The following is a 20272-nucleotide window of genomic DNA, read 5'->3' as shown; positions in this document are numbered from 1 at the left end:
TGCTCCATTGTGTGAAAAATGGAGTATATACTCTGTTTATTTATTTATATGGAGTAAATATTTCTGAGCGAGGTGCCCGTGATGTTCACTTCTTCCTTTGCAAAACAAACTTCCGGTTCCGCCCAAGCTTACCAAGAGGCTTGCCAATGGTTACCCGGGGGTGTGACCGCCAATATCAAATATTTTTCACCTTATCCGATCATGATGGAAAAAGCTGACGGGGCCTATTTATGGGATATAGACAAAAACCGTTATATTGACTACAACTTATGTTACGGAGCCCTTGTCTTGGGACACGGCCATCTGGCTGTCAACCGTGCGATCCAAACGGTGTTGAACGAATGGGGAACCACTTCGTTTGGAACACCTCACGCTTTGGAGCAACAAATGGCCGAACGCCTGGCAGGCCTGTATCCCGGAATCGAGAAAGTCCGCTATACCCATTCCGGGATGGAAGCGACCCTCTTGGCCATTCGGCTGGCAACCGCCTGGACCGGAAAAAAGAAAATCGTCAAGTTTGACGGGCATTATCATGGCAGTTTCGACCAGGTTTTGATCAATGTCAATCCCTCACCCCCGGTTTCCGGGGCCATGCCCGTCGCCACCTCCGATTCTTATGGATTGTCTGAAGACATCGTGGCAAACACGCTGGTTCTCCCTTTTAATGATTTGGACCGAACCGCCGAATTTCTCCGGAGGCATCACGCGGAGATCGGTGCCGTGATCCTGGAACCGGTTCAAGCCGGGTACATCCCGCCGGACCCGGAATTTTTAAAAGGACTCCGGGAAGTGACCCGGGAGCGGAACATGGTACTCATCTTTGATGAGATCAAAACCGGTTTCCGCATCAGCTTGGCGGGAGCGCAAGGCTATTACGGGGTCTCCCCCGATCTGACCACACTGGGCAAAGTGTTGGGCGGCGGTTTTCCGGTCGGTGTGGTCGGAGGACGAAAAGACATCCTGGATTTATGCTCCCCCACCCGCGGAACGGACATCTTATCCATGGAATCGGGCAATGCCGGCGAAAAACCTTTGTTTCACAGCGGGACGCACAATGGTCATCCCTTAGCCCTTGCAGCAGGATGGGCCACGCTGCAACTCTTGGAAAAGAAGGATGTTTATTCATCTTTGGAAAAGAATACTATGCGCTTGCGGAACGGAATCGAGGAAATCTTGAACCGCCACGGTCTCGACGGCAAAACAGTGGGAGTGGGCAGCATCTTTAATCTGGTGTTTACGAATCGCCCCGTCCGACAGGTTTACGATGTATTGAACTCCAATCGTGACTTACGCAAAAAATTGGATTTTTTATTATTGGAACAGGGGATTTATATAAAACCGCTGAACCGCTTTTCCACCTCAGTGGCACACACTCCGGAAATCATTGATGAAACCCTGGAACAATTTGAAAAGGGGGTTTTGAAACTGATTAAACAGGAGATGATGGTTTGACAAAACAACCGGACATTTTTCAAAGAATTCGCCAGAAGAGCAGTCAGATGAGCAAAGCCCAGCGCCAAATCGCCCGCTATATCGAAAACAATCCGGATACCGCTGCATTTCTGACCACGGCCAAGTTGGCAGAACGGGCGGGAGTGGGGGAAGCCACGATTATCCGTTTTTCCACTTTCCTCGGCTATTCCGGATTCACCGACATGCAGCACAGTTTACAGGAACAACTGCGAAAACGGATCACCACGGTGGAGAGATTGGATCTGGCCGGTGACATTTACCCGGAAGAACAGCGGATTGCCTACGAAATTCTGAACGACGACATCGCCAATCTCAACCAAACGATTCAAATGCTGGATGCCAAAGACTTCAGCGAGGCGGCCAAACAAATTCATCATGCCGATACCATCACGGTGGTCGCTCTTCGCAGTTCCCACTCGTTGGGCTTTTTTCTCACCTTCTACTTGCAATTGTTAAAAAAGCATGCAGAGTTGATTACCGAATCGGACACCATGTTTGAGAAATTATCCACCCTGACGGAAAAAGACCTGGTGATTGGCATCAGTTTTCCCCGTTACACCTCGCGGACGATCCAAGCCATGCAATTCGTCAGAAAAAGAAACGTGCCGGTCTTGGCCATTACGGACGCACACAGCTCCCCATTGGCCGGCGTCTCGGATTTGTGCCTGGTGGCCGCGAGTAACCTGCCGTCGTTTTTGGACTCATTTGTTGCCCCGCTAAGCTTGATCAACGCGCTTTTGACGGCAGTCGCACGGATGAACAAAAACGAAATCACCCGACACCTGAAAAACATGGAATCCTTATGGGAGATGGAAGGCATCTATCACCAGCCGGATTCTCCCAAGAAAGAATAAAAACCTCCTGGAAATCAGGAGGTTTTTTTAATTGCATAAAAAAAGCAGATCCGACGTCAGGCGGATCTGCTTGTCCCAAATCCCATTAAGCTTGGTCGGTTTGACGGAATTTGGTGGCAATTTGGGTCAATGCGGTTGAAATGTTTTCCAAAAGCAAGGTAAAGTTTTTCATATTTTGTTCTGCTTCTTGGAAATCGGAGAAGAAACGTTCTTTGGTCATACCTTTCCATTGACCTTCAAGTCCGGTGATTTGGCCTTTCAAGTGTTGGATGATTTGCTCACTTTCTTGGCGTTTTGCTTGGAATTGTTTTGCAACTTGTTCCACGTGATCCGGATCAATTTGAATTTGAGCCATTCCGTTAAAACTCCTTTCATAAAAAACCAAAATATATACATTGAAATTATATACAAAAATTATTGTTATAGCAATATTCTTCCTTTTGTTTTTTATATGAAAAATAGTTAATTATGCTCATCAACGCTTTCGGACGGGCTGTTTTCAACGGACGGCCAACGCTGTCTTATCCGTTCCGTCCAGGTAACTGGCGTCCAATCCCCTGAATAAGGAAGTGCTCCTTTCACTTTGGTGTAACGCCGTTTTGCGAAATACCCTTCACCAGCCCGCAAACTTTGTTGAACCGGCCCCATGGAATAAGCCCTCGACTCCGATGTTGGAATCTTGAAGAACGACAAATCGTTCGGTTCCAGACTTGCAAACAAAAATCCGGTTTCCATGGCTTTTACTTCCGCCAGCCAGTTATCACTGCTGTACGGGAAGTTCGAAGGGGTTCCGGAGATGATCATGTAGAAGTTTTTGCTCCGCCCCTGCGTTGCAATTTGGTTCAGCTGATTTTGAAGATCAAAGTTATTCATCCGTTTGCTGAAGTAATCGGCATCGTCGATCACCAGCACAATCGCCGGGCCTTCCTCTTTCTTTTCATTGGCGGCAGCCAAAACGGCTTCAAACCCTTTCGGTTTCACGCGCTTGCTCAATTTCTCATCAATCTGCTTTAAAACTTCCTTCAGTTCTTCTTCGTCGGTGGCATATCCCTTCACATGCGGAAGTCCTGTCACCATGGCCAACCCTTGATCCCCAAGGCGGAAGTCCACTAAATAAAATTCGATTTCATCCGGTGAATAAAAATAGGAAAGGGACAACATCCATGTTTGCAAGAAAGACGTTTTGCCACCTTCCACCGGACTTCCGACCACAAAGTAAGGACCGTCCTTCAAACTGACATAAAACGGGGTTAAATCATCCATGGAGATGGCGACCGGTGCTTCCAAATGATTCAAGGAAGTCTGGTTTTCTTCATGTTTGACAATCAGCTCTTGCAATTCCACCACTTCCGGCAGAGAACCGATTTCTTTCGGGCGTTTTCCGGTCCAAGCATCCGCGAGAAGCTGCGCTTTCTCCCGCAATGTCCGGGACCGCTCGATTTCATCCGCACCTTCGGACGGAAGTGCGCTCTGGAATTCCAACGGGGGCACCTGTCCTTTGACGAATCCGCGCCCTTCCGGCAAACTTACCGGCGGTGTCCTTAAACGGCCCACTGCGTAATAATAATCGCTCGGATCTGCCAGCTCAAAGGAAACCCCCAAGGAAAAGTTGTTTCTCACCCGGTCAAACATGTCGGTCAATTGGTTCATGGTGACAATGAAGTGGATCCCGAAGCCCACGCCGGTACGGAGCAATTTCTCCAATTGATGATGTTCTTCCTCATACGTCGACTTGAAGCTGACATACCCATCCAGCACCACAATGATGGCCGGAATTTTTTCCGATGCCGACTTGCGGTAAGCCTGGAAGGTTTTTGCTCCGGACTCAACGATTTTATCCCGCCTGCGTTCCATTTCCTGCGTCAGGTAACGGAACAAGCGTTTCACCCGGTCCGGCTCGTCATCCTGAATAATTGCTCCCATATGCGGGAGATTTGCCAAATCACGGAACATGCGCCCAAAGTCCAGGACATACATATGCACATCATCCGGCGAATGTTCCAGAGCCAGTGACATCAGCAGATTTTGTACAAACGTGGTTTTACCGGTTCCCGGCATTCCGTATACCGGCAAATGGCCTTCGTTCAACGGAATGCGCAACGTATCCTGATTTTGGTTTTCCGGGTCGTCAAACAAACCGACTGCCGGTTCCAGCCAGTTTTCTGTCGGCTGCCAGGTTTCCCCGTCCCAACCGGGCGCGTTTTCCCCACGCAACTCTTCCAAAAAGAGCTGTTTGGGCAAAGGCGGGAGCCATGGGCCGCCAACCGGTTTGATCCCCATTTCTCTGGCTTGTTCGGCCAAATAATCCACCAGCACATCCAATTGTTTTTGGGTTCTTCCTTCTTTTTTCTTCTTCACGGACGATGTTCGTTTCGTCCGGTCCACTCTTCTTCCCGTCAAGAGCACTTCCTTGATGGATGCTTCTTGATTTTGCGAAGAATCCGGGCGGTAAGGAGCCCCGCTCCATGCAAATTGAACCAACTCCAACAGTTCATTGCTACCCACTTGGAAATAACCGCGTCCCGGGTTGGTGATCCATGCAGCATCCGGGATTTTCAACATTTCACGGCTGTCTGCTTCATCTTGTACGCGCAAGCAGACTCGGAAACGGGCGTTACTCCAAATCTTGTCATCCACAACCCCTGCCGGTTTTTGCGTGGCCAAAATCAAGTGAACCCCCAAGGTTCTTCCTTTGGCCGCAATCGAGATCAATTCATTCATAAATTCGGGTTGCTCTTTTTTCAACTCCGCAAATTCGTCGATAATAATCACCAAATGCGGAAGCGGATTTTCTTCGGCATGGTCCGACCTGAAATATTCATCAATATGCTGAATGTTTCCTGCCTCTTTAAAAATCCGTTCACGCCTCATCAATTCCGCTTTTAACGAAATCTTGGCCCTTTCAATAAGATTTCCGTCCAAGTTGGTAATCACGCCGGCCAAATGCGGGAGGTTTTCAAAAATATTGGACATCCCGCCCCCTTTATAGTCAATCAACAAATAAGCGATATCATGCGGATGATATTTCAGCGCTTGTGCCACGATCAAGGCTTGAATCACTTCACTTTTCCCCGAACCGGTCGTACCGGCGATCAGCCCGTGCGGACCGTGTCCTTGCCGCTCGATTTTATCGTGAATATTCAAGCGGACTTTCTTCCCGCCGGCGCTCATTCCCACCGCAACCGGCAACGTGTTGGGGAAACGGTTCCGCTCCCAGAGGCGCTTGACATCCATTTCCTCCATCTTCTCAACTTCCAACAAGTCGAACAAAGTCAGCAATTGCGGGATTTGATTGGAACGGTTGGCTTTCAAACGGACCGGAGCCAATGCCCGTGCGGACAAATCCGCAATTTCCAGCGAAACATGGTCCGGATAAAACTTGTATTCCCACTTGTCTTCTTCTTTTTCGACCTTGGTATAGTTCGTCTCTTTCAGGATGCCGCCTCCCTCATGCACTTCAAGCACCGCCTGACATTGCATGGGCAAAACTTCTTTGGAGTCGGCAAGCAACAAGGTACGCGCACCGACTAAATCCGGCTCTTTCAAAATCAAAGGCAGGATCGCTTCATCTTCCAACAAACCGGGGTCGGAAATGAGAAAAACATAATAAGGGAGTTCCATCCCCATCATTTCCCGGTTTTTGTTCCGTTTCCGGCGGCGCAAAACTTCATACAAGTGATCGACCAATTCCCGCGCTTCTTCATAATTGGATGCCAAGTACCGCACTTGGCGCTGATCATCCCAAACATGGGGGAACCACCGGATCCAATCCCAGCGATCGGCTTCTTCCTCGTGATAAAAAGAAACGATTTTCACTTCATCCGGCGAATGGTGCGTCACGATTTGAATGATCAGATTGCGGAAGGTGCTTAAAATCGAATCCCGGTCTCCGACAACCCCCACCACTTGCCGTTTGTTCAACGGGAGCAACACCGGGACGTCCTCCAAGAGGCCGTATTCTTTCTCCAGTTCTTTGGCCTCATCAATGAGCGGTTCCCGCTCATATTCATCCTGTTTCGGCGCCACGATCGTCAGCGTTGAAGGCACATCGCCATTTCCCAACCGCAAGGACAAAAAATCGCTGTCATGCGGCGAACGTTCCCACAAGGAACTGTCTCTCCGCTGCATTCTTCTCAGGCATTCATGCGGCGAGGGATTCCATTTCCGGAGCAGTTCCGCTTGCCGGTTTTCCTTTTGTTCCAGATCTTCTTGGTATTTTTTCAGGAGATTCCGGTATTTCCTCTCCCGTTCGACCAAGTCTTGTTTATATTTCTTCTTGTTTGATAAGTAAGTGAAAAACGGAAGGATGTACGAAAAAGCCATCATAACGGAAGAGATGATCGAAAACATATACCAACTGGAATTCCCCAATTTCCCCGATTTAATCATGTAAATATACAACCCGATGGTGGTACAGGTCATGAGAATGGGGAAGATCAATTGCACGTAAGAAAAAGTCGGCGCCGTCGGCTTTTGAGGCGGTTCGCTGATCTCAATGACTTCCCGGGGCATCTCTTCCTTGATCCTCGGTGATCTCTGAAAAATAATGCTCATCACTTTCTCTCCTTTACCGGTTTAACCATCGGTCTTCCAAGTTTCAAGAATCCCCTTGATCTCTTCTTTTTCAATCAAGCCCAGCTGTTCGGCCAGATCGTCATGTTTTTCTTCTTCCAACGGCTTTCTTTGAATCCGGAGATAAAACCCGTCCATGACTCCATAGTTTTGAAGCGTCTTTTTTTCATTCATTTTTTCCCAATTGCTGTTTTTGTTTTTGATCTCCAAGACAAACCGGTCCTGTATGTTTTGCAGATGTTCTTCAAGCGTTTCAACCATGATCGGAATCAACTCTCCGACTTGAACATCGGTGGGAAGTTCCAAATCCACCCAGTCTTTTTTTTCGTCGGAACCGTAAATCACGGTGACAATCACACTCAACCGCCGCTCCCTCCTTTCTTTTTAAGAAACCGAAAGGGGGGAATGAAATGATTCCCCCTCAAAAACCGATCGACTCATTTTTGCATCAATTTCCACATTTTCAAATACTTCACACTTTTTGACTCCATCATGAAATTATGTATACTTTCCTTCATCCAATCACAAGGAATGAACATCCTGCTATGACAATTTTTATTTTTTAAAGGAAAAATCTCCGGATTCCATTAATATAAATTTTAATCATTAAATGTATAATAATCAATACGGAAAACTCGTGTATATTTTGTGAATAAGCAATTTTCCCCACGTTGCTTCTTTTTTGCACAATAAAGGGATGCGGATCCAAAACGGCCCGCATCCCTTTAAAATATTTCCTTTATGAAAAGAAATCTGCCAGGAAACTCAAAATGAGTCCGACAACGCCAAAGTCGGCATCCCCAAAGGTCGTTTCCCGGAATCCCAAATCCCCCAACGCCGGCAACAACAGAGCCGGCAAAAAGCTGATGATGAGTCCGTTGGCAAACGCGCCCAAGATCGCCCCGCGGCGCCCGCCGGTCGCATTGCCAAACACCCCTGCGGTCGCCCCGGTAAAGAAATGGGGGACAAGTCCCGGAACAATCACCCGCAGGCCGAATAGCGGCAACACAAACATGCTGACCAATCCCGCAACAAAGCTGGATAAAAAGCCGATAATCACGGCATTGGGAGCAAACGGGAACACCGTCGGACAGTCCAACGCCGGCTTGGCATCCGGCACCAGTTTTTCCGCGAATCCTTTAAAAGCGGGGACAATTTCGCCGATCAACATCCGCACCCCGGCCAACACCACATACACACCGGCTGCAAAGGTAATGGCCTGAATCAGGGAATACACCAGATAGTTTTGTCCGTCGGAAAGCTGCGACTCAATATACCCCGATCCGGTAAAAAGCGCCACCACTATAAACAGGATCGCCATCGTCAGAGAAACGGCAACCGACGTATCCCTTAAAAATCCCAGCTGCTTCGGCACTTTGATCGATTCGGTCGATTTTGACTTATCCCCGGTCCATTTTCCAACGGCGCCTGCCACCAAATAGCCCACGGAACCAAAGTGACCCACGGCAAAATCGTCAGACCCCGTGATTTTACGGACATACGGGAACAAAATCGCCGGGGAAACCACCATCAAAATCCCCAGAATCACAGAACCGACAATCACCAACAGGGCCCCATTCAATCCGGCGGTGGACAAGATCACCGCAATCAGGCAAGCCATAAACAAGGTATGGTGTCCGGTGAGAAAGACAAATTTGAGCGGGGTAAACCGGGCCAAAATCAGGTTCACGACCATTCCGAAAACCATGATCAAAGCCGTTTGCGTCCCAAATGTGCTTTGAGCCACAGCCACAATGGCTTCATTGTTCGGAATGACCCCCGAAATGGAAAAGGCACGGTTGAACATTTGCCCGAACACATCCAGCGAACTGATGATGACATTGCCACCGGCAGTAATCAAAATAAAACCGAGTACCGTTTTCAACGTTCCCGAAATGACTTGCGAAACCTCTTTTTTCTGCAACAGCAAACCGATCAAGGCAAAAACACCCACAAGGATCGCAGGCGTTGCCAAAATATCGAGAAAAACATTTAAAAGTTCCATTTTCATCGCCAACTTCCTGTCCATTATGTCAATCGAGATAAGGAGCGATTTTGGTTTTGATTTCCTCAAGATTCATTACATTTTCCAGTGCGACAATGTTGCGGGTTCCATCATCAAGTTGTGAAATAATATCTTGCGCTCCGATATAAAGATCCGCCTCTTCCGAACGGGCTGACGCCAAATCGGTATGCCCCACTTCCGCTTCTTTGCCCAATTCATTCAATGCTTTTTTCACGTTCAGCTCCATGATAAAACTGCTGCCCAGTCCATTTCCGCATACCACCAAGATTTTCATGATACGCCATCTCCTTTCGAATATTGGTGAATCATCTGCAAAACTTCTTCCGGGGTTTGTGCTTGGATGAGCTTCTCGATCTCCGCTTCATCGGATAACATTTCCGACAATTGTGCAAGCGCCAGCAAATGGGATTCACTGTCCACCGCCGCCAGCACAAAGAGTAAATGGACCTTTTTCTGTTGCGGAAAAAGCACCCCTTCTTCCAATCGCAAAAAACTCATCGACAGTTGATGAACTCCGTCATCCGGCCGTGCATGAGGAATGGCCACTTTCGGTGCCAACACGACATAGGGTCCCAATTCATGGATCGAATCAATCATGGCTTGGACATATTGTTCTTTGACACATCCTTTTTGGACCAGCGGCTTTGCAGCCAGCCGGATGGCGTCTTCCCATGAATCAGCCTTCTTGGCCAGTTGAATCGTCTGTTCGGTGATTAATTCGTTCAACATCGGTTTCTGACTCTCCTTTATTGATGAAGGAGCGAAATGGTTTTGCGCGAACAGCGAAGCCAACGCTTTGGACAGACCAGCCCGGTCATGAATGTCCGCGTACTGCTCAATGATGTTCAAGATATGCTCCTCATTCGTGGAAAAACCGTAAATTTCCCTGGAAACTTCACTTCTTAAACGCACTTTTTCTTCTTGGGTCAAAATCGGAGGAATCAAAAATAATTTTGCTTGCGTCCGCAAAAACACCGTGGAAAAAACCAAGTCACACGGATAACGTTTGGAAAAGAACTCCCTCACCGTTACCGCATCCAAAAACAGGATATCCGGAAACAAATCCCTGAGCCCGTGGGTCAGCAAATTGGAAATGGCAATTCCGTTGGGGCAAACCACCACCGCTTTCGGTCGGTTGGTCAATTCCAATCCTTGTCGTCGGAGCCATCCCCCAAAATGCATGGTAAGATAAGCCAATTCGTCTTCCGGAATGGGTTTCCCTACTTTTTCTTCAAACGGAACTGCACACTTTTTCACCAGGAAATGGAGGGCTTCATGCTCCTCTAAAATGATGTTCTTCAAAGGATTGGGCAGTGTCAGCCCGTATTTAATCCGGTAATAAGCCGGATCCAGATGCATGGCGATCATCGAAGCCAATTGTTCCTTTTCCGAAAAATAAAGGCATCCGATTTGCTCAAAACGCCCGATCATCTTTTCCGCCAATTCGTGCATCGGCTGATCCGCCTGAGAAAAAATGTTTCCCGTCAGCAAAAGCAAGGCGATATAAGCTTGTTCGCGACTGAAAACCGGATCGGAAAGCGGGAAACGAAGCAGCCTTTTCAGCAGGTTTCCGGCCGCCGCAAATGCTTTTGTACGCGTAATTTCATCCCACTTTTCCGGCCATCGGACCCGGTTCCCCTCTTCGATTCTCCGGATTAAAAACATCAACAAATATTTCAGCTGATTCAAATGTTCATCCATATAACGGATATCCAGCCGTTTTTCGGTCTCTTCCAACTGATGCAACACTTGGTCAGCGGAAATTCCCGTGCCTTGATCCAACACGGTGTTTAAAAGCATTTCACCGTTATCCCAGCGAATGCACTCGATCACTAGCCACCTTAACAAGTTCCTTTGCTTCCACTCCGGGCCGGCAAAGCGGTACCCGTCAGCCCGCGAATAGATCAAATTCACTCCGGCTTTGCGAGCCTTTTTCCTCGCTTCTTTCAGATCGGCCAGTGCCGTGTTCCGGCTTACGTCCAATAAACTGGTGACATGGACGAGCGACCACGGTTCTCTTGCAATCAAAAGCGAAAGCAAGAGCATATTCACTCGTTCAGTGCCGGTCCAAACATAATTTTTTTGTTCGACGGCATCCCATCTTTGCAAGTATTCCTCCAATGAAGAAGGGATGACAAATCCATGCTGCCGGACATATCGAATCGCCGGGAGATTTTCTTCTTTCAACCAGGAATTAATCTTCTCCAAATCATAGGTGATCTGGCGTCGGGACAGCCCCAGCCTTTCCTGCAATTGTTTCCATGAACTGCCCGGGCGGGATGCAATTTCATGAAGCAATCGAATACAGCGTTCATCAAGTTGCATGGATCATCCCTTTCTTTCTTCAGTATAAGGAAAAAACGCAGGAGATAGAAAACGTTTTCATCCCAATTTTTGTCCAACCCCTTTGTACAAATTTGGGTTATGGATTATCCAAGCATTGATTTTTCACCCATTCCCGCAGAACCGCGGCATGGTTGTGAATTGGATCTTTGGCTGCATAAAGGAGGGTGACATGATCCTCTTGCAAATACCGGCAAATCCGGTCGACCCATTGTCTGCATCCGGGATCAGTGGCCAATTCCTTCCGGTAAAGCACGCGAAACTTCTCAAAACGATCCGGCCGGTGGCCAAACCAACGGCGCAACTCCGGACTCGGCGCAACCTCTTTCATCCATTCATCCAAACGGGTTTGCTCTTTTTTGACTCCGCGTGGCCACAAGCGATCAACCAAAATCCGTTTCCCATCTTCGCGGACAGGTGGTTCATAGATCCGTTTCAATTTCAATTGATAAACCATTTCCGCATCCTCCTGTTTTCAAATTATTATACCAATCTGTCAAAAAACCAATTCCGGCACAAATGTCCTTCAATTTGAAACAGGACGGGGTGGTGTTTATCCTTCCGAGAACGAAGCGGGATCGAAAAAAGAGAAAATTATATCCGCAAACATTTGGGAATCCCCGACGATTTCCGTGTTGTTGCCGTTTTTGGTTTCCCTTCTGACTTCTTTGGATAAAACAGTTTATGTTCATATATTCACAAATAACTCTTGGTTTAAACATGTCATAAACGTTGTAAATATTAGTTTTTTTATAGTGATAAGAAAAAAAAGCACCCTTAATGTGAAATATTTCACATTATGTCCATTTCTTTTCCCATCTTTCGGAAGTATACTGTAGGTGATGGATCCATCATCCCATGAAACAGTCACCAGCAGGCCGTTGGAATAAAATTGATTTTCTTTGGAAACCATTCATTAGCGTATGGAAAACCAGGCCACTTTGACCGGAACGAGGTGTTCCCCATGAATCTGTGGACCCAAACTTATTATCCATTGGAAAGCTCTTGGCTGTCGGCGCTGATTGCCGCCGTTCCCATCGCCTTCTTTGTGATATCCCTCACAATCTTACGCTTAAAAGGCCACATCGCGGCTATATATACCACCTTGATTGCTTTGGCGATTGCAATCCTTTTCTATCACATGCCTGTCCCGATGGCTGCCGGTGCGGCCGTTTTTGGCTTTGCATACGGGTTGTGGCCGATTGCCTGGATCGTCATCACAGCCGTCTTGCTGTATAAAATCACGGTCAAGACCGGACAATTCGATGTCATCCGGTCCAGTATCATCGCCATTTCCCAAGACCAGCGTCTGCAACTGTTGTTAATCGGTTTTTCATTCAACGCTTTTTTGGAAGGGGCCGCCGGCTTTGGGGTTCCGATTGCCATTTCCGCTGCACTGTTGGTGCAACTCGGTTTCAAGCCTTTGCAGGCCGCTTCTCTCTGTCTGATTGCCAATGCGGCTTCCGGAGCTTATGGAGCCATCGGAATCCCGGTGATTGTCGCCGGTCAGGTGTCCGGCATCGACAAAATGACGCTTTCCAAAATTCTCGGGATTCAACTGCCTGTCATCTCTTTCCTTGTCCCGTTCCTGATGGTGTGGATGATCGATCGCTTCCGGGGGATCAAAGAAACCTTTCCGGCACTGATGGCCGTGGCCGGCTCCTACACACTCACACAATATCTGACCGTGACGTGGATCGGTCCGGAACTGGCCAATATCACTTCATCGCTCATCAGCATGGGGGCGTTGGTTCTCTTGTCGAGATACTGGAAACCGAAAAAAATATTTCAACTCCAACACGGCGTGCCATCCGCACCGCCGAAGCAAGTCACCCTTTTTGAAGTGGTCAAAGCATGGTCACCGTTTTACATCTTGACAGGGATCATCGGACTGTGGAGCAGCCATGGCTTTAAGCAATTATTTGATCCCGGCGGACCGCTGGCTTTTCTGACCACGTATCTGAAAATCCCCGGGTTGCATCAAAAAATTCTCATCGCTCCGCCCATTGCTGATAAATTGACCCCTTATGATGCCATCTTAAAACTGGATTGGGTTTCTTCCACCGGAACCGCCATTTTCCTCTCCGTCCTTTTGACTCTTTGGTTGTTCCGGATGGATCTGAAAACGACAATTCAACTGGTCAAAGAAACATGGTCGGAACTGTGGAAACCGGTGATCACAATAGGTTTTGTGCTTTCCTTTGCATATGTCGCCAATTACTCTGGCATTTCCTCCACCTTGGGATTAACCCTTGCCAAAACCGGCGGACTCTTTCCGTTTTTCTCACCCGTTTTGGGGTGGCTCGGCGTTTTCCTGACCGGGTCGGTCGTCGCAAACAATGCCCTGTTTGCCAACTTGCAACTGGTGACCGCACACCAAATCGGGGCATCCCCGGCTTGGTTGGTCGCCGCAAATACCAGCGGGGGGGTGATCGGAAAACTGTTAAGCCCGCAATCCGTGGCCATTGCCACAGCAGCTGTCGGCAAAGCGGGACAGGAATCCGGTTTGTTCCGCAAGACGTTAAAAGTCAGCCTTTCCTTCCTGCTGCTGACCTGTATCTTTACCTATCTTTTGAGCTTTCTGTTCCACTAAGCTGAAACAGAAGTGGGGAGTGTTGTACGATGAAAAGAAAAATTGCTCTGATCGGAACCGGATTTGTCGGATCCAGCTATGCTTTTGCGGTGTTGAATCAAGGATTGGCCAATGAACTGGTCCTGATTGATATCAACAAGAAAAAAGCAGAAGGGGATGCGATGGATTTAAACCATGCTTCCCCCTTCGGATCACGCATTTGTGTCCGGGCCGGAGATTATGAAGACTGTAACGATGCAGACTTGGTCGTCATAACCGCCGGAGCCAATCAAAAGCCGGGAGAAACCCGTCTGGACTTGGTCAATAAGAACGCGAAAATCTTTCAAACCATCATTGCAGAAGTGATGAAAAGCGGTTTTGACGGACTGTTTCTGGTCGCCACCAATCCCGTTGACATCTTGTCCTTTCTCACCATGAAGTATTCCGGCTTCCCGGCTCACCGCGTCATCGGCTCGGGAACCATTCTGGATACGGCTCGCTTCCGCTATCTGCTCGGCGAAGCTTACCAAATCAACCCGCAAAACGTGCATGCTTATATCATAGGCGAACACGGCGATACGGAACTTCCGGTCTGGAGCCATGCCTATATCGGCACCCGTCCGGTTTCCGATTATTTGAAAGAAGGAAAAGGCCCGGACAAAGAGCAGTTGGATCAACTGTTCACCCAAGTGCGGGATGCCGCTTACCAGATCATTGATTTGAAAGGTGCCACCTACTATGCAATCGCCATGGGACTGGTGCGTTTGACGCAAGCCATATTTCGCGATGAAAATGCAATCCTGACCGTCTCCACGCTCCTGAAAGGAGAATACGGTCTGAATGACATCTGTCTGGGGGTCCCGGCTGTCATTAACCGCACCGGGGTTCGCGAAGTTATCGAACTTAATCTCACGGAAGAAGAACGAAAAAAATTACACCATTCCGCTGATATCCTGACCAAGCAACTGCAATCCTTGAAGTAATTCCCACCTTTGACCTGACCACCTCCCAATGAAAAAGCCTGTGCCCCAAAAAAGGACACAGGCTTTCCCCTCCCTCATGATTTCTGTCAATAGGCAGCCGTTCTTGCTCCCCGGAAATAGATCCCGTTGTCATGGATACCATGCGCATAAGACGTCACATGATGATCGTTGACCTGTTGGGTGAAGCAAACCGTCTCTCCTCTCGGAATATCACAACTGTATGTGCGCCCGTCGCTGTTGCGGACAATTTTGGCTGTGCCCAACCCCCGGTTCGGATCATGCGGATAGTCGGCGGTAATCCGTGCCCAAACCGTCTCACAGGACGGACTGTAACGCAATTCGATGATCACCGTCAATGCTTGCCGATTGAACCGTGACCGCATTATTTGCACATACGGTTTGATTCGGCCAGGTTCCGGTCCAATCCTCCGACCAGGCATAGTTTTCCCGCTGAAAACTGAAAAAAGACATGCTGAACACGGTGATCAATGAAAAAGCCACAGCAGTGAATTTTCTCATTCAAGCCCTCCAAACGGAATTTTTAAAATTCGCACACAAATGCCGCAAGAAATCTATCCGTCAGATGGCTTCGAATCTCCCATTGTTTTGAAATGATGACCGCTCATTTCTTTTGGTATAATATCCATGACGAAACACCGGTTTGATTTTATTCACTGCGGTTTGCACAGAAGGTGAAAGCACCATGAAAAAAATCTTGCATCTGGATTTGGATGCATTTTTTGCCAGCGTGGAACAACTCGATTTTCCCGAACTGCGGGGAAAACCCGTCATTGTCGGGGGACTGAAAAACCGCGGTGTAGTCTCCACCTGCAGCTATGAAGCCAGGAAGTACGGCATCCACTCGGCCATGCCGACCGCCAAGGCCCGGAAACTCTGTCCAAAAGGCATTTTTTTGCCGGTAAGGTATGAACGTTACCGGGAAAAATCCCGTGAAGTACGGAACATCTACACCGAATACAGCGACCGCTTCGAAACCGTCGGATTGGATGAAGCCTATCTGGATGTCTCCCATTACGACAATGCTGTACCCGTCGCACGTGAAATCAAGCGGCGGATCCGGGAGGAAACCGGGCTTACATGCAGCATCGGGCTTTCCTACAACAAATCCATGGCCAAAATTGCCAGTGATTTAAAAAAGCCGGATGCCTTTGTCATCATACGGCCCGGACAAGCCATGGCGGTGTTAAAAAATTTGCCGATCGGCGCTTTGCACGGCATTGGAAAAAAATCACAAAAGCGTTTGCACGCCATGGGAGTGGAAACGGTTCGTGATTTCTGGCGCTTGTCTTTGGAAGAAGTGACGGCGATGTTTGGCAAGTTTGGTCATGATTTATATGATCGTGCCCGCGGGCAGGATAACCGCGATATTGTCACCGATCGTTCCCCAAAATCCCACGGCCGGGAAATCACATTGCCCTCAGACTTGTATGACAGGGAGGAAATCGCCCGGATCGCCCGCGATCTTCTCGCGGAGACCGAGCAAAAACTGAACAAGAAAAAAATCAGGCCGCAAACACTCACCCTGAAAATCAAATACGCTGATTTTACAATGCATTCCAAGCAACGAACAACAATACCGGGCGCCGACTGGGCCAAAGTTTTGGAGGAGTTGCTTGATGCCTTTGATTATTCAGCCGGCGTCCGGTTGGTCGGGGTGTCGCTGTCCAATTTTGTCGAGCCGTCTTCCGATTTGTATGAACAACTTGTGTTGCCTTTGGGGGAGGAATGGGTTTGAATCCGGTTTTATTTTGAATGATTTTTCTCTGACACGAGTGCGGCGATTTTATCGAAGGTTTTGGACTCATTGGAACTGGAAACCATTTGGATCCCCATTTCCTGAATGCGCTTATAGGCTTCATCCAGCTTGTTTTGCAGTTCGGTAATCGTTTCGTGGGATGCTTGCAGTTGCTTTTTGAGGTTTTCGCATTCGGTTTCGAGGATCTTTTTGTCCGCTTCCACTTCTTTTTTGAAGGCGGCTTCGCGGATGGCCAAGACTTTTTTCATCTCTGCGTCCGCTTTTTCCTTCGCTTCTTTTTTCACTTCCGCGATTTTGTCCGTGATGGAAGCCACTTCCTCTTCCAACTCTTTCATTTTCTCTTCCCGCTTCAGGAGCTTTTCTTCGCGTTCATCCAATTGCATTTTAAAGGCATCCAGTTCTTTCGTGGTTTTTTCGACTTCCGCTTCAAATTCTTTCCGCTTGCTTGCCAGTTCATCTTCCAACTGGTCATAAGACTGTTTTTTCTGGCGGGCGAATTCGTATTTGAACTCTTCTTCGCCTCTTTTTTTCTGCAATTCCAATGCTTCTTTTTGCTCTTTCAGCATGGTTTGGTACTCTTTGCGGGCGATTTCAATTTGCTTTTTGATCTCTTCCAGTTCATTGGTCGCCTTTTCCTTCTCTTCAGCCAATTCTTTCTCTTGGGATAATTTCAATTCCTGATGAGCATTGACCAATCCCGCAAGGGTGTGGGCTTGTTTCTCGATATCAAACAGTTCTTTGAGTTCGGCTTCTTTGATGGCAATGGCTTCTTTGACCGTCTGCAGGTTCTTGGTCTGTTCTTTTAAATCACTGTCGATTTTCGTCAGCAGTTGAACAACAGATTTGGATAAATCGGTGATTTTGCCTTCGATGTTTCCTTCCATCAATTGATCGGCTTTGTTGGTGATTTCGGCTTCTTTCTTCTTTTTCGCCTCTTTGGCTGCATCCAATTTTCCTTTTTCCAGTTCCGCAATTTTCTTTTCTGCTTCACGAAGCGCTTTTAAAATGGTCGCTTTTGTGTCTCTTTCAGTGATTTTTTTGCTCATGATTGCTCCCCTTTTTCTGATGATGACAATAATATTTTAAAATACGAACATACGTTTGTAAAGTCTTTTTCTTCAAATTTATTGCCTTTAATAAATAGATTCATTATTTTGAATATTGCCCCCTTGCAGGACATTTCCCTCCTGAAAAAACATGCAAGGACGGTTAACCCGATCAGATAACCGTCCCTTGCAGTTAATTGGCACAGGAAGCATACTCACGCAATACATATTTTAAAACTTTCCCCATGCTGTTTTTTGGAAGCTCCTTAATAAATTCCACATCGATCAGTTTATAATCCGCAAGATTTTCACGCGCATGATGGATCACTTCTTCTTTGGTAATATCATGGCCATCCGCTTTCACAATGTATGCCCGAGGCAATTCTCCCCAAACCGGATGCTTGACACCCACGACAGCCACCTCAGCGATTCCTTCCATCTGCAGAAGCACGGATTCCACTTGGGCCGGGAACACTTTTTCCCCGCCACAAACGATCATGTCACGGAGACGGTCGATCACATACAAATACCCTTCTTCATCCACCCGTCCCAAATCTTGCGTGTGATACCAGCCGTTCTTTAATACCTTTGCCGTTTCCTCCGGATTATTCCAATAACCGGCAAACACCTGATCCCCGCGCACCAGGATTTCTCCGATCTCTCCGGGAGCACACTCCACACCCGTCAACGGATCGATGATTTTGATTTCAGTCAGATATAATCCTTTTCCGACAGAATAACAGCGGTTGATGTCCATTTCCGGCAAGAAATAAGTGACGGCACCGGTGAATTCGGTAGCTCCGTAAACTTGGATCACTGAAAATCCCAAATCGTGAAAAGCCTTGATGTAATTTTCCGGAACCAGGGAACCGCCGCAAACAATTCCGCGCAAAGAAAAAATGTCCTTATCAATGGTCTTCAACATTTCCAACATAAAGGGCAACATCGACGGCACCGACATCATTCCGGTGATCTTCTCTTCATCAATCAGATTCCACAGTTTGGAAGGAGTGAAATTGGATGCGATCACCAAGGCCATTCCCCGAATCAGTGCGTTGATGATAAACATCATGCCGCTGATATGAAAAAGCGGCGTCACAAACAAAAAACGGTCAGCCTTGCGAAGATCCAACGTGTTCACATTGGCCAATCCCGCCGCATACACATTGGCGTGGGTACTGATCACCCCTTTGGGATTTCCGGTGGTTCCGGAAGTGTAAATAATGGTGGCCATATCGTTTTCATGGACTTCCACATCGGGTTCTTCATCCGATTCGGTATAAAAAATGCTGTTGAATTGTTCCGACACCCGCTCTCCTTGAAAAACACAGATCACTTTCTCCACACAATCCGGAAGCACTTGCAGGCTGTCCTTGAAATCCTCATCATATAATAAAACTTTGGCTTGACAGTCTTTTAAAATATACTGAACCTCCACTGGTTTTAACCGGCAATTCACCGGAACCGTAACCGCGCCGATTTTGGCTGCCGCTAAGTATATGATCGGAAATGCGTATGTATTCTTGCAAAGCATGGCCACACGGTCGCCATGTTTCACGTTGAGACTCAGCAAATAATTGGCCAGCTGGTTCACTTTCTGTTTATATTCACGGAAAGTAAGGCGCTCGCCGTTATAGATGAGCGCTTCCAAATGTGGGGACAGTTCCGCCCGGCTGTTCAGCAAGTCTCCAATCACCATGTCTTTTCGCCTCCTTTACTAACATTTAAAACAAATAATATATTCTTTTATTTTACTATACAATTATAATATAAAAATATTAGCGTTTTTGAAGCAGGAACTTGCCTCTTTCCGAAAATAAAAGCTGACCGGCAAGTCCGAACAGGACCTCCCGGTCAGCCATCCCCACCGGAATCATGCATTTCCCAATCCGATCGGCAAAATATATATCACCATCATCGCAAAATGAACAGCGGTGCCGGCCATGATAAACAAGTGAAAAATTTCATGAAAACCAAATTTACCCGGAAAGAAATCCAGCCATTTGGTCGCATAAATGACGGCTCCGACGGTGTAAAACACCCCTCCCAAAACCATCAACAAGATCGCACCGGTTGGAAGCGCACGAACCAATTGCACAAACGGAACCACGGCGATCCATCCCAAAGTCAGGTAAAATGCGGTCGAAACATAACGCGGAATGTGCATGAAAAACAACTTCAACACGATGCCGAGAACCGATAACCCCCATACACTGATGAGCATCACCCATTGAAAGGTTCCGTTCAGGCCATAATAAAAGACCGGAGTGTACGAACCGGCGATCAACAAATAAATGGCACAATGGTCCATTTTCCTGAAGATCAATTCTTTTTCGGGAGTCGTCACAACCCAATGGTACAAAGAACTTGCGCCATACAGCAAAATCACACTCACACCGTAAATCGTCATCGTGACCAGTGTCGAGGGGTCGGGCCAACTGAAACCGATCAGGAAAAAAAGCCCGATGACAGCCGCCAAAAACGTAATAAAATGCGTCCAAGTATTGACGGGTTCCCTCATTTTAAAAAATTTCATTCAAAAACCTCCGGTCTGTTTGTAAGGATAAAGATGTTTCTCTTCATTTTACCATGAATGATTTCCATTTTGGGAAAATAAAAAAGCCCG

At 47.5% G+C, this 20272-nt stretch carries 17 protein-coding genes; 5 read left to right on the top strand and 12 right to left on the bottom strand.

The window, feature by feature from the left end:
• Window positions 1–81 precede the first annotated feature (81 nt).
• A complete protein-coding gene (locus NYE37_RS02490; RefSeq protein ID WP_340711739.1) occupies window positions 82–1452 on the top strand; it encodes an aspartate aminotransferase family protein in 1371 nt (456 codons plus the stop codon).
• Entirely contained in the window at window positions 1449–2327 is an 879-nt protein-coding gene (locus NYE37_RS02485; RefSeq protein WP_236533772.1) for a MurR/RpiR family transcriptional regulator, read from the top strand. Before NYE37_RS02490 ends, NYE37_RS02485 begins: the two co-directional genes overlap by 4 nt.
• Window positions 2328–2412: 85 nt before the next feature.
• Here NYE37_RS02485 and NYE37_RS02480 read toward each other — a convergent pair whose 3' ends face one another.
• From NYE37_RS02480 to NYE37_RS02450, 7 genes are all read right to left on the bottom strand, one after another.
• Window positions 2413–2682: a WXG100 family type VII secretion target gene (locus tag NYE37_RS02480; protein WP_236533773.1), complete on the bottom strand. Its 270-nt coding sequence runs from the start codon at window positions 2680–2682 to the stop codon at window positions 2413–2415.
• A 107-nt stretch (window positions 2683–2789) separates the two neighbouring features.
• A complete protein-coding gene (gene essC / locus NYE37_RS02475; protein ID WP_340711738.1) occupies window positions 2790–6881 on the bottom strand; it encodes a type VII secretion protein EssC in 4092 nt (1363 codons plus the stop codon).
• A 21-nt stretch (window positions 6882–6902) separates the two neighbouring features.
• The gene (locus NYE37_RS02470; RefSeq protein ID WP_231564555.1) at window positions 6903–7256 is read right to left on the bottom strand and encodes an EsaB/YukD family protein; all 354 of its coding nucleotides are present in this window, start codon (window positions 7254–7256) and stop codon (window positions 6903–6905) included.
• A gap of 382 nt (window positions 7257–7638) precedes the next feature.
• Complete coding sequence (locus tag NYE37_RS02465; protein ID WP_037993235.1) at window positions 7639–8904, bottom strand: PTS ascorbate transporter subunit IIC; 1266 nt, start codon at window positions 8902–8904, stop codon at window positions 7639–7641.
• A gap of 28 nt (window positions 8905–8932) precedes the next feature.
• Entirely contained in the window at window positions 8933–9199 is a 267-nt protein-coding gene (locus NYE37_RS02460; protein ID WP_175413164.1) for a PTS sugar transporter subunit IIB, read from the bottom strand.
• Window positions 9196–11250 (bottom strand): BglG family transcription antiterminator, encoded by a 2055-nt coding sequence (locus NYE37_RS02455; protein WP_037993174.1) that lies wholly within the window; start codon window positions 11248–11250, stop codon window positions 9196–9198. Before NYE37_RS02455 ends, NYE37_RS02460 begins: the two co-directional genes overlap by 4 nt.
• Before the next feature lie 97 nt (window positions 11251–11347).
• Window positions 11348–11725, bottom strand: a complete 378-nt coding sequence (locus NYE37_RS02450; protein ID WP_037993177.1) for a DUF488 domain-containing protein — start codon at window positions 11723–11725, stop codon at window positions 11348–11350.
• Between the two features lie 507 nt (window positions 11726–12232).
• On the opposite strand from NYE37_RS02450, the gene NYE37_RS02445 reads away from it, so the two are divergent.
• Both NYE37_RS02445 and NYE37_RS02440 read left to right on the top strand, forming a co-directional pair.
• On the top strand, window positions 12233–13861 hold the full coding sequence (locus tag NYE37_RS02445; RefSeq protein ID WP_138614838.1) for a lactate permease LctP family transporter: 1629 nt from the start codon (window positions 12233–12235) through the stop codon (window positions 13859–13861).
• Window positions 13862–13890: 29 nt separating this feature from the next.
• The gene (locus tag NYE37_RS02440) at window positions 13891–14823 is read left to right on the top strand and encodes an L-lactate dehydrogenase (protein WP_340711737.1); all 933 of its coding nucleotides are present in this window, start codon (window positions 13891–13893) and stop codon (window positions 14821–14823) included.
• Window positions 14824–14909: 86 nt separating this feature from the next.
• Here the strand turns inward: NYE37_RS02440 and NYE37_RS02435 are convergent, their stop codons facing one another.
• Both NYE37_RS02435 and NYE37_RS02430 read right to left on the bottom strand, forming a co-directional pair.
• Entirely contained in the window at window positions 14910–15173 is a 264-nt protein-coding gene (locus NYE37_RS02435) for a DUF2690 domain-containing protein (protein WP_165489726.1), read from the bottom strand.
• Window positions 15139–15342, bottom strand: a complete 204-nt coding sequence (locus NYE37_RS02430; RefSeq protein WP_049720642.1) for a hypothetical protein — start codon at window positions 15340–15342, stop codon at window positions 15139–15141. Before NYE37_RS02430 ends, NYE37_RS02435 begins: the two co-directional genes overlap by 35 nt.
• Before the next feature lie 184 nt (window positions 15343–15526).
• On the opposite strand from NYE37_RS02430, the gene NYE37_RS02425 reads away from it, so the two are divergent.
• Window positions 15527–16579, top strand: a complete 1053-nt coding sequence (locus NYE37_RS02425; protein ID WP_049720643.1) for a DNA polymerase IV — start codon at window positions 15527–15529, stop codon at window positions 16577–16579.
• 8 nt (window positions 16580–16587) lie between these two features.
• Here the strand turns inward: NYE37_RS02425 and NYE37_RS02420 are convergent, their stop codons facing one another.
• From NYE37_RS02420 to trhA, 3 genes are all read right to left on the bottom strand, one after another.
• On the bottom strand, window positions 16588–17646 hold the full coding sequence (locus NYE37_RS02420; RefSeq protein ID WP_340711736.1) for a hypothetical protein: 1059 nt from the start codon (window positions 17644–17646) through the stop codon (window positions 16588–16590).
• A 193-nt stretch (window positions 17647–17839) separates the two neighbouring features.
• On the bottom strand, window positions 17840–19345 hold the full coding sequence (locus NYE37_RS02415) for a class I adenylate-forming enzyme family protein (protein WP_121874297.1): 1506 nt from the start codon (window positions 19343–19345) through the stop codon (window positions 17840–17842).
• A 174-nt stretch (window positions 19346–19519) separates the two neighbouring features.
• A complete protein-coding gene (gene trhA, locus NYE37_RS02410) occupies window positions 19520–20182 on the bottom strand; it encodes a PAQR family membrane homeostasis protein TrhA (RefSeq protein ID WP_037997346.1) in 663 nt (220 codons plus the stop codon).
• Window positions 20183–20272: the final 90 nt, after the last annotated feature.

It is taken from the genome of Thermoactinomyces sp. FSL K6-2592, assembly GCF_038006465.1.
GTDB lineage: Bacteria > Bacillota > Bacilli > Thermoactinomycetales > Thermoactinomycetaceae > Thermoactinomyces > Thermoactinomyces vulgaris.
This window is presented reverse-complemented; position numbering and strand designations above follow the sequence as displayed.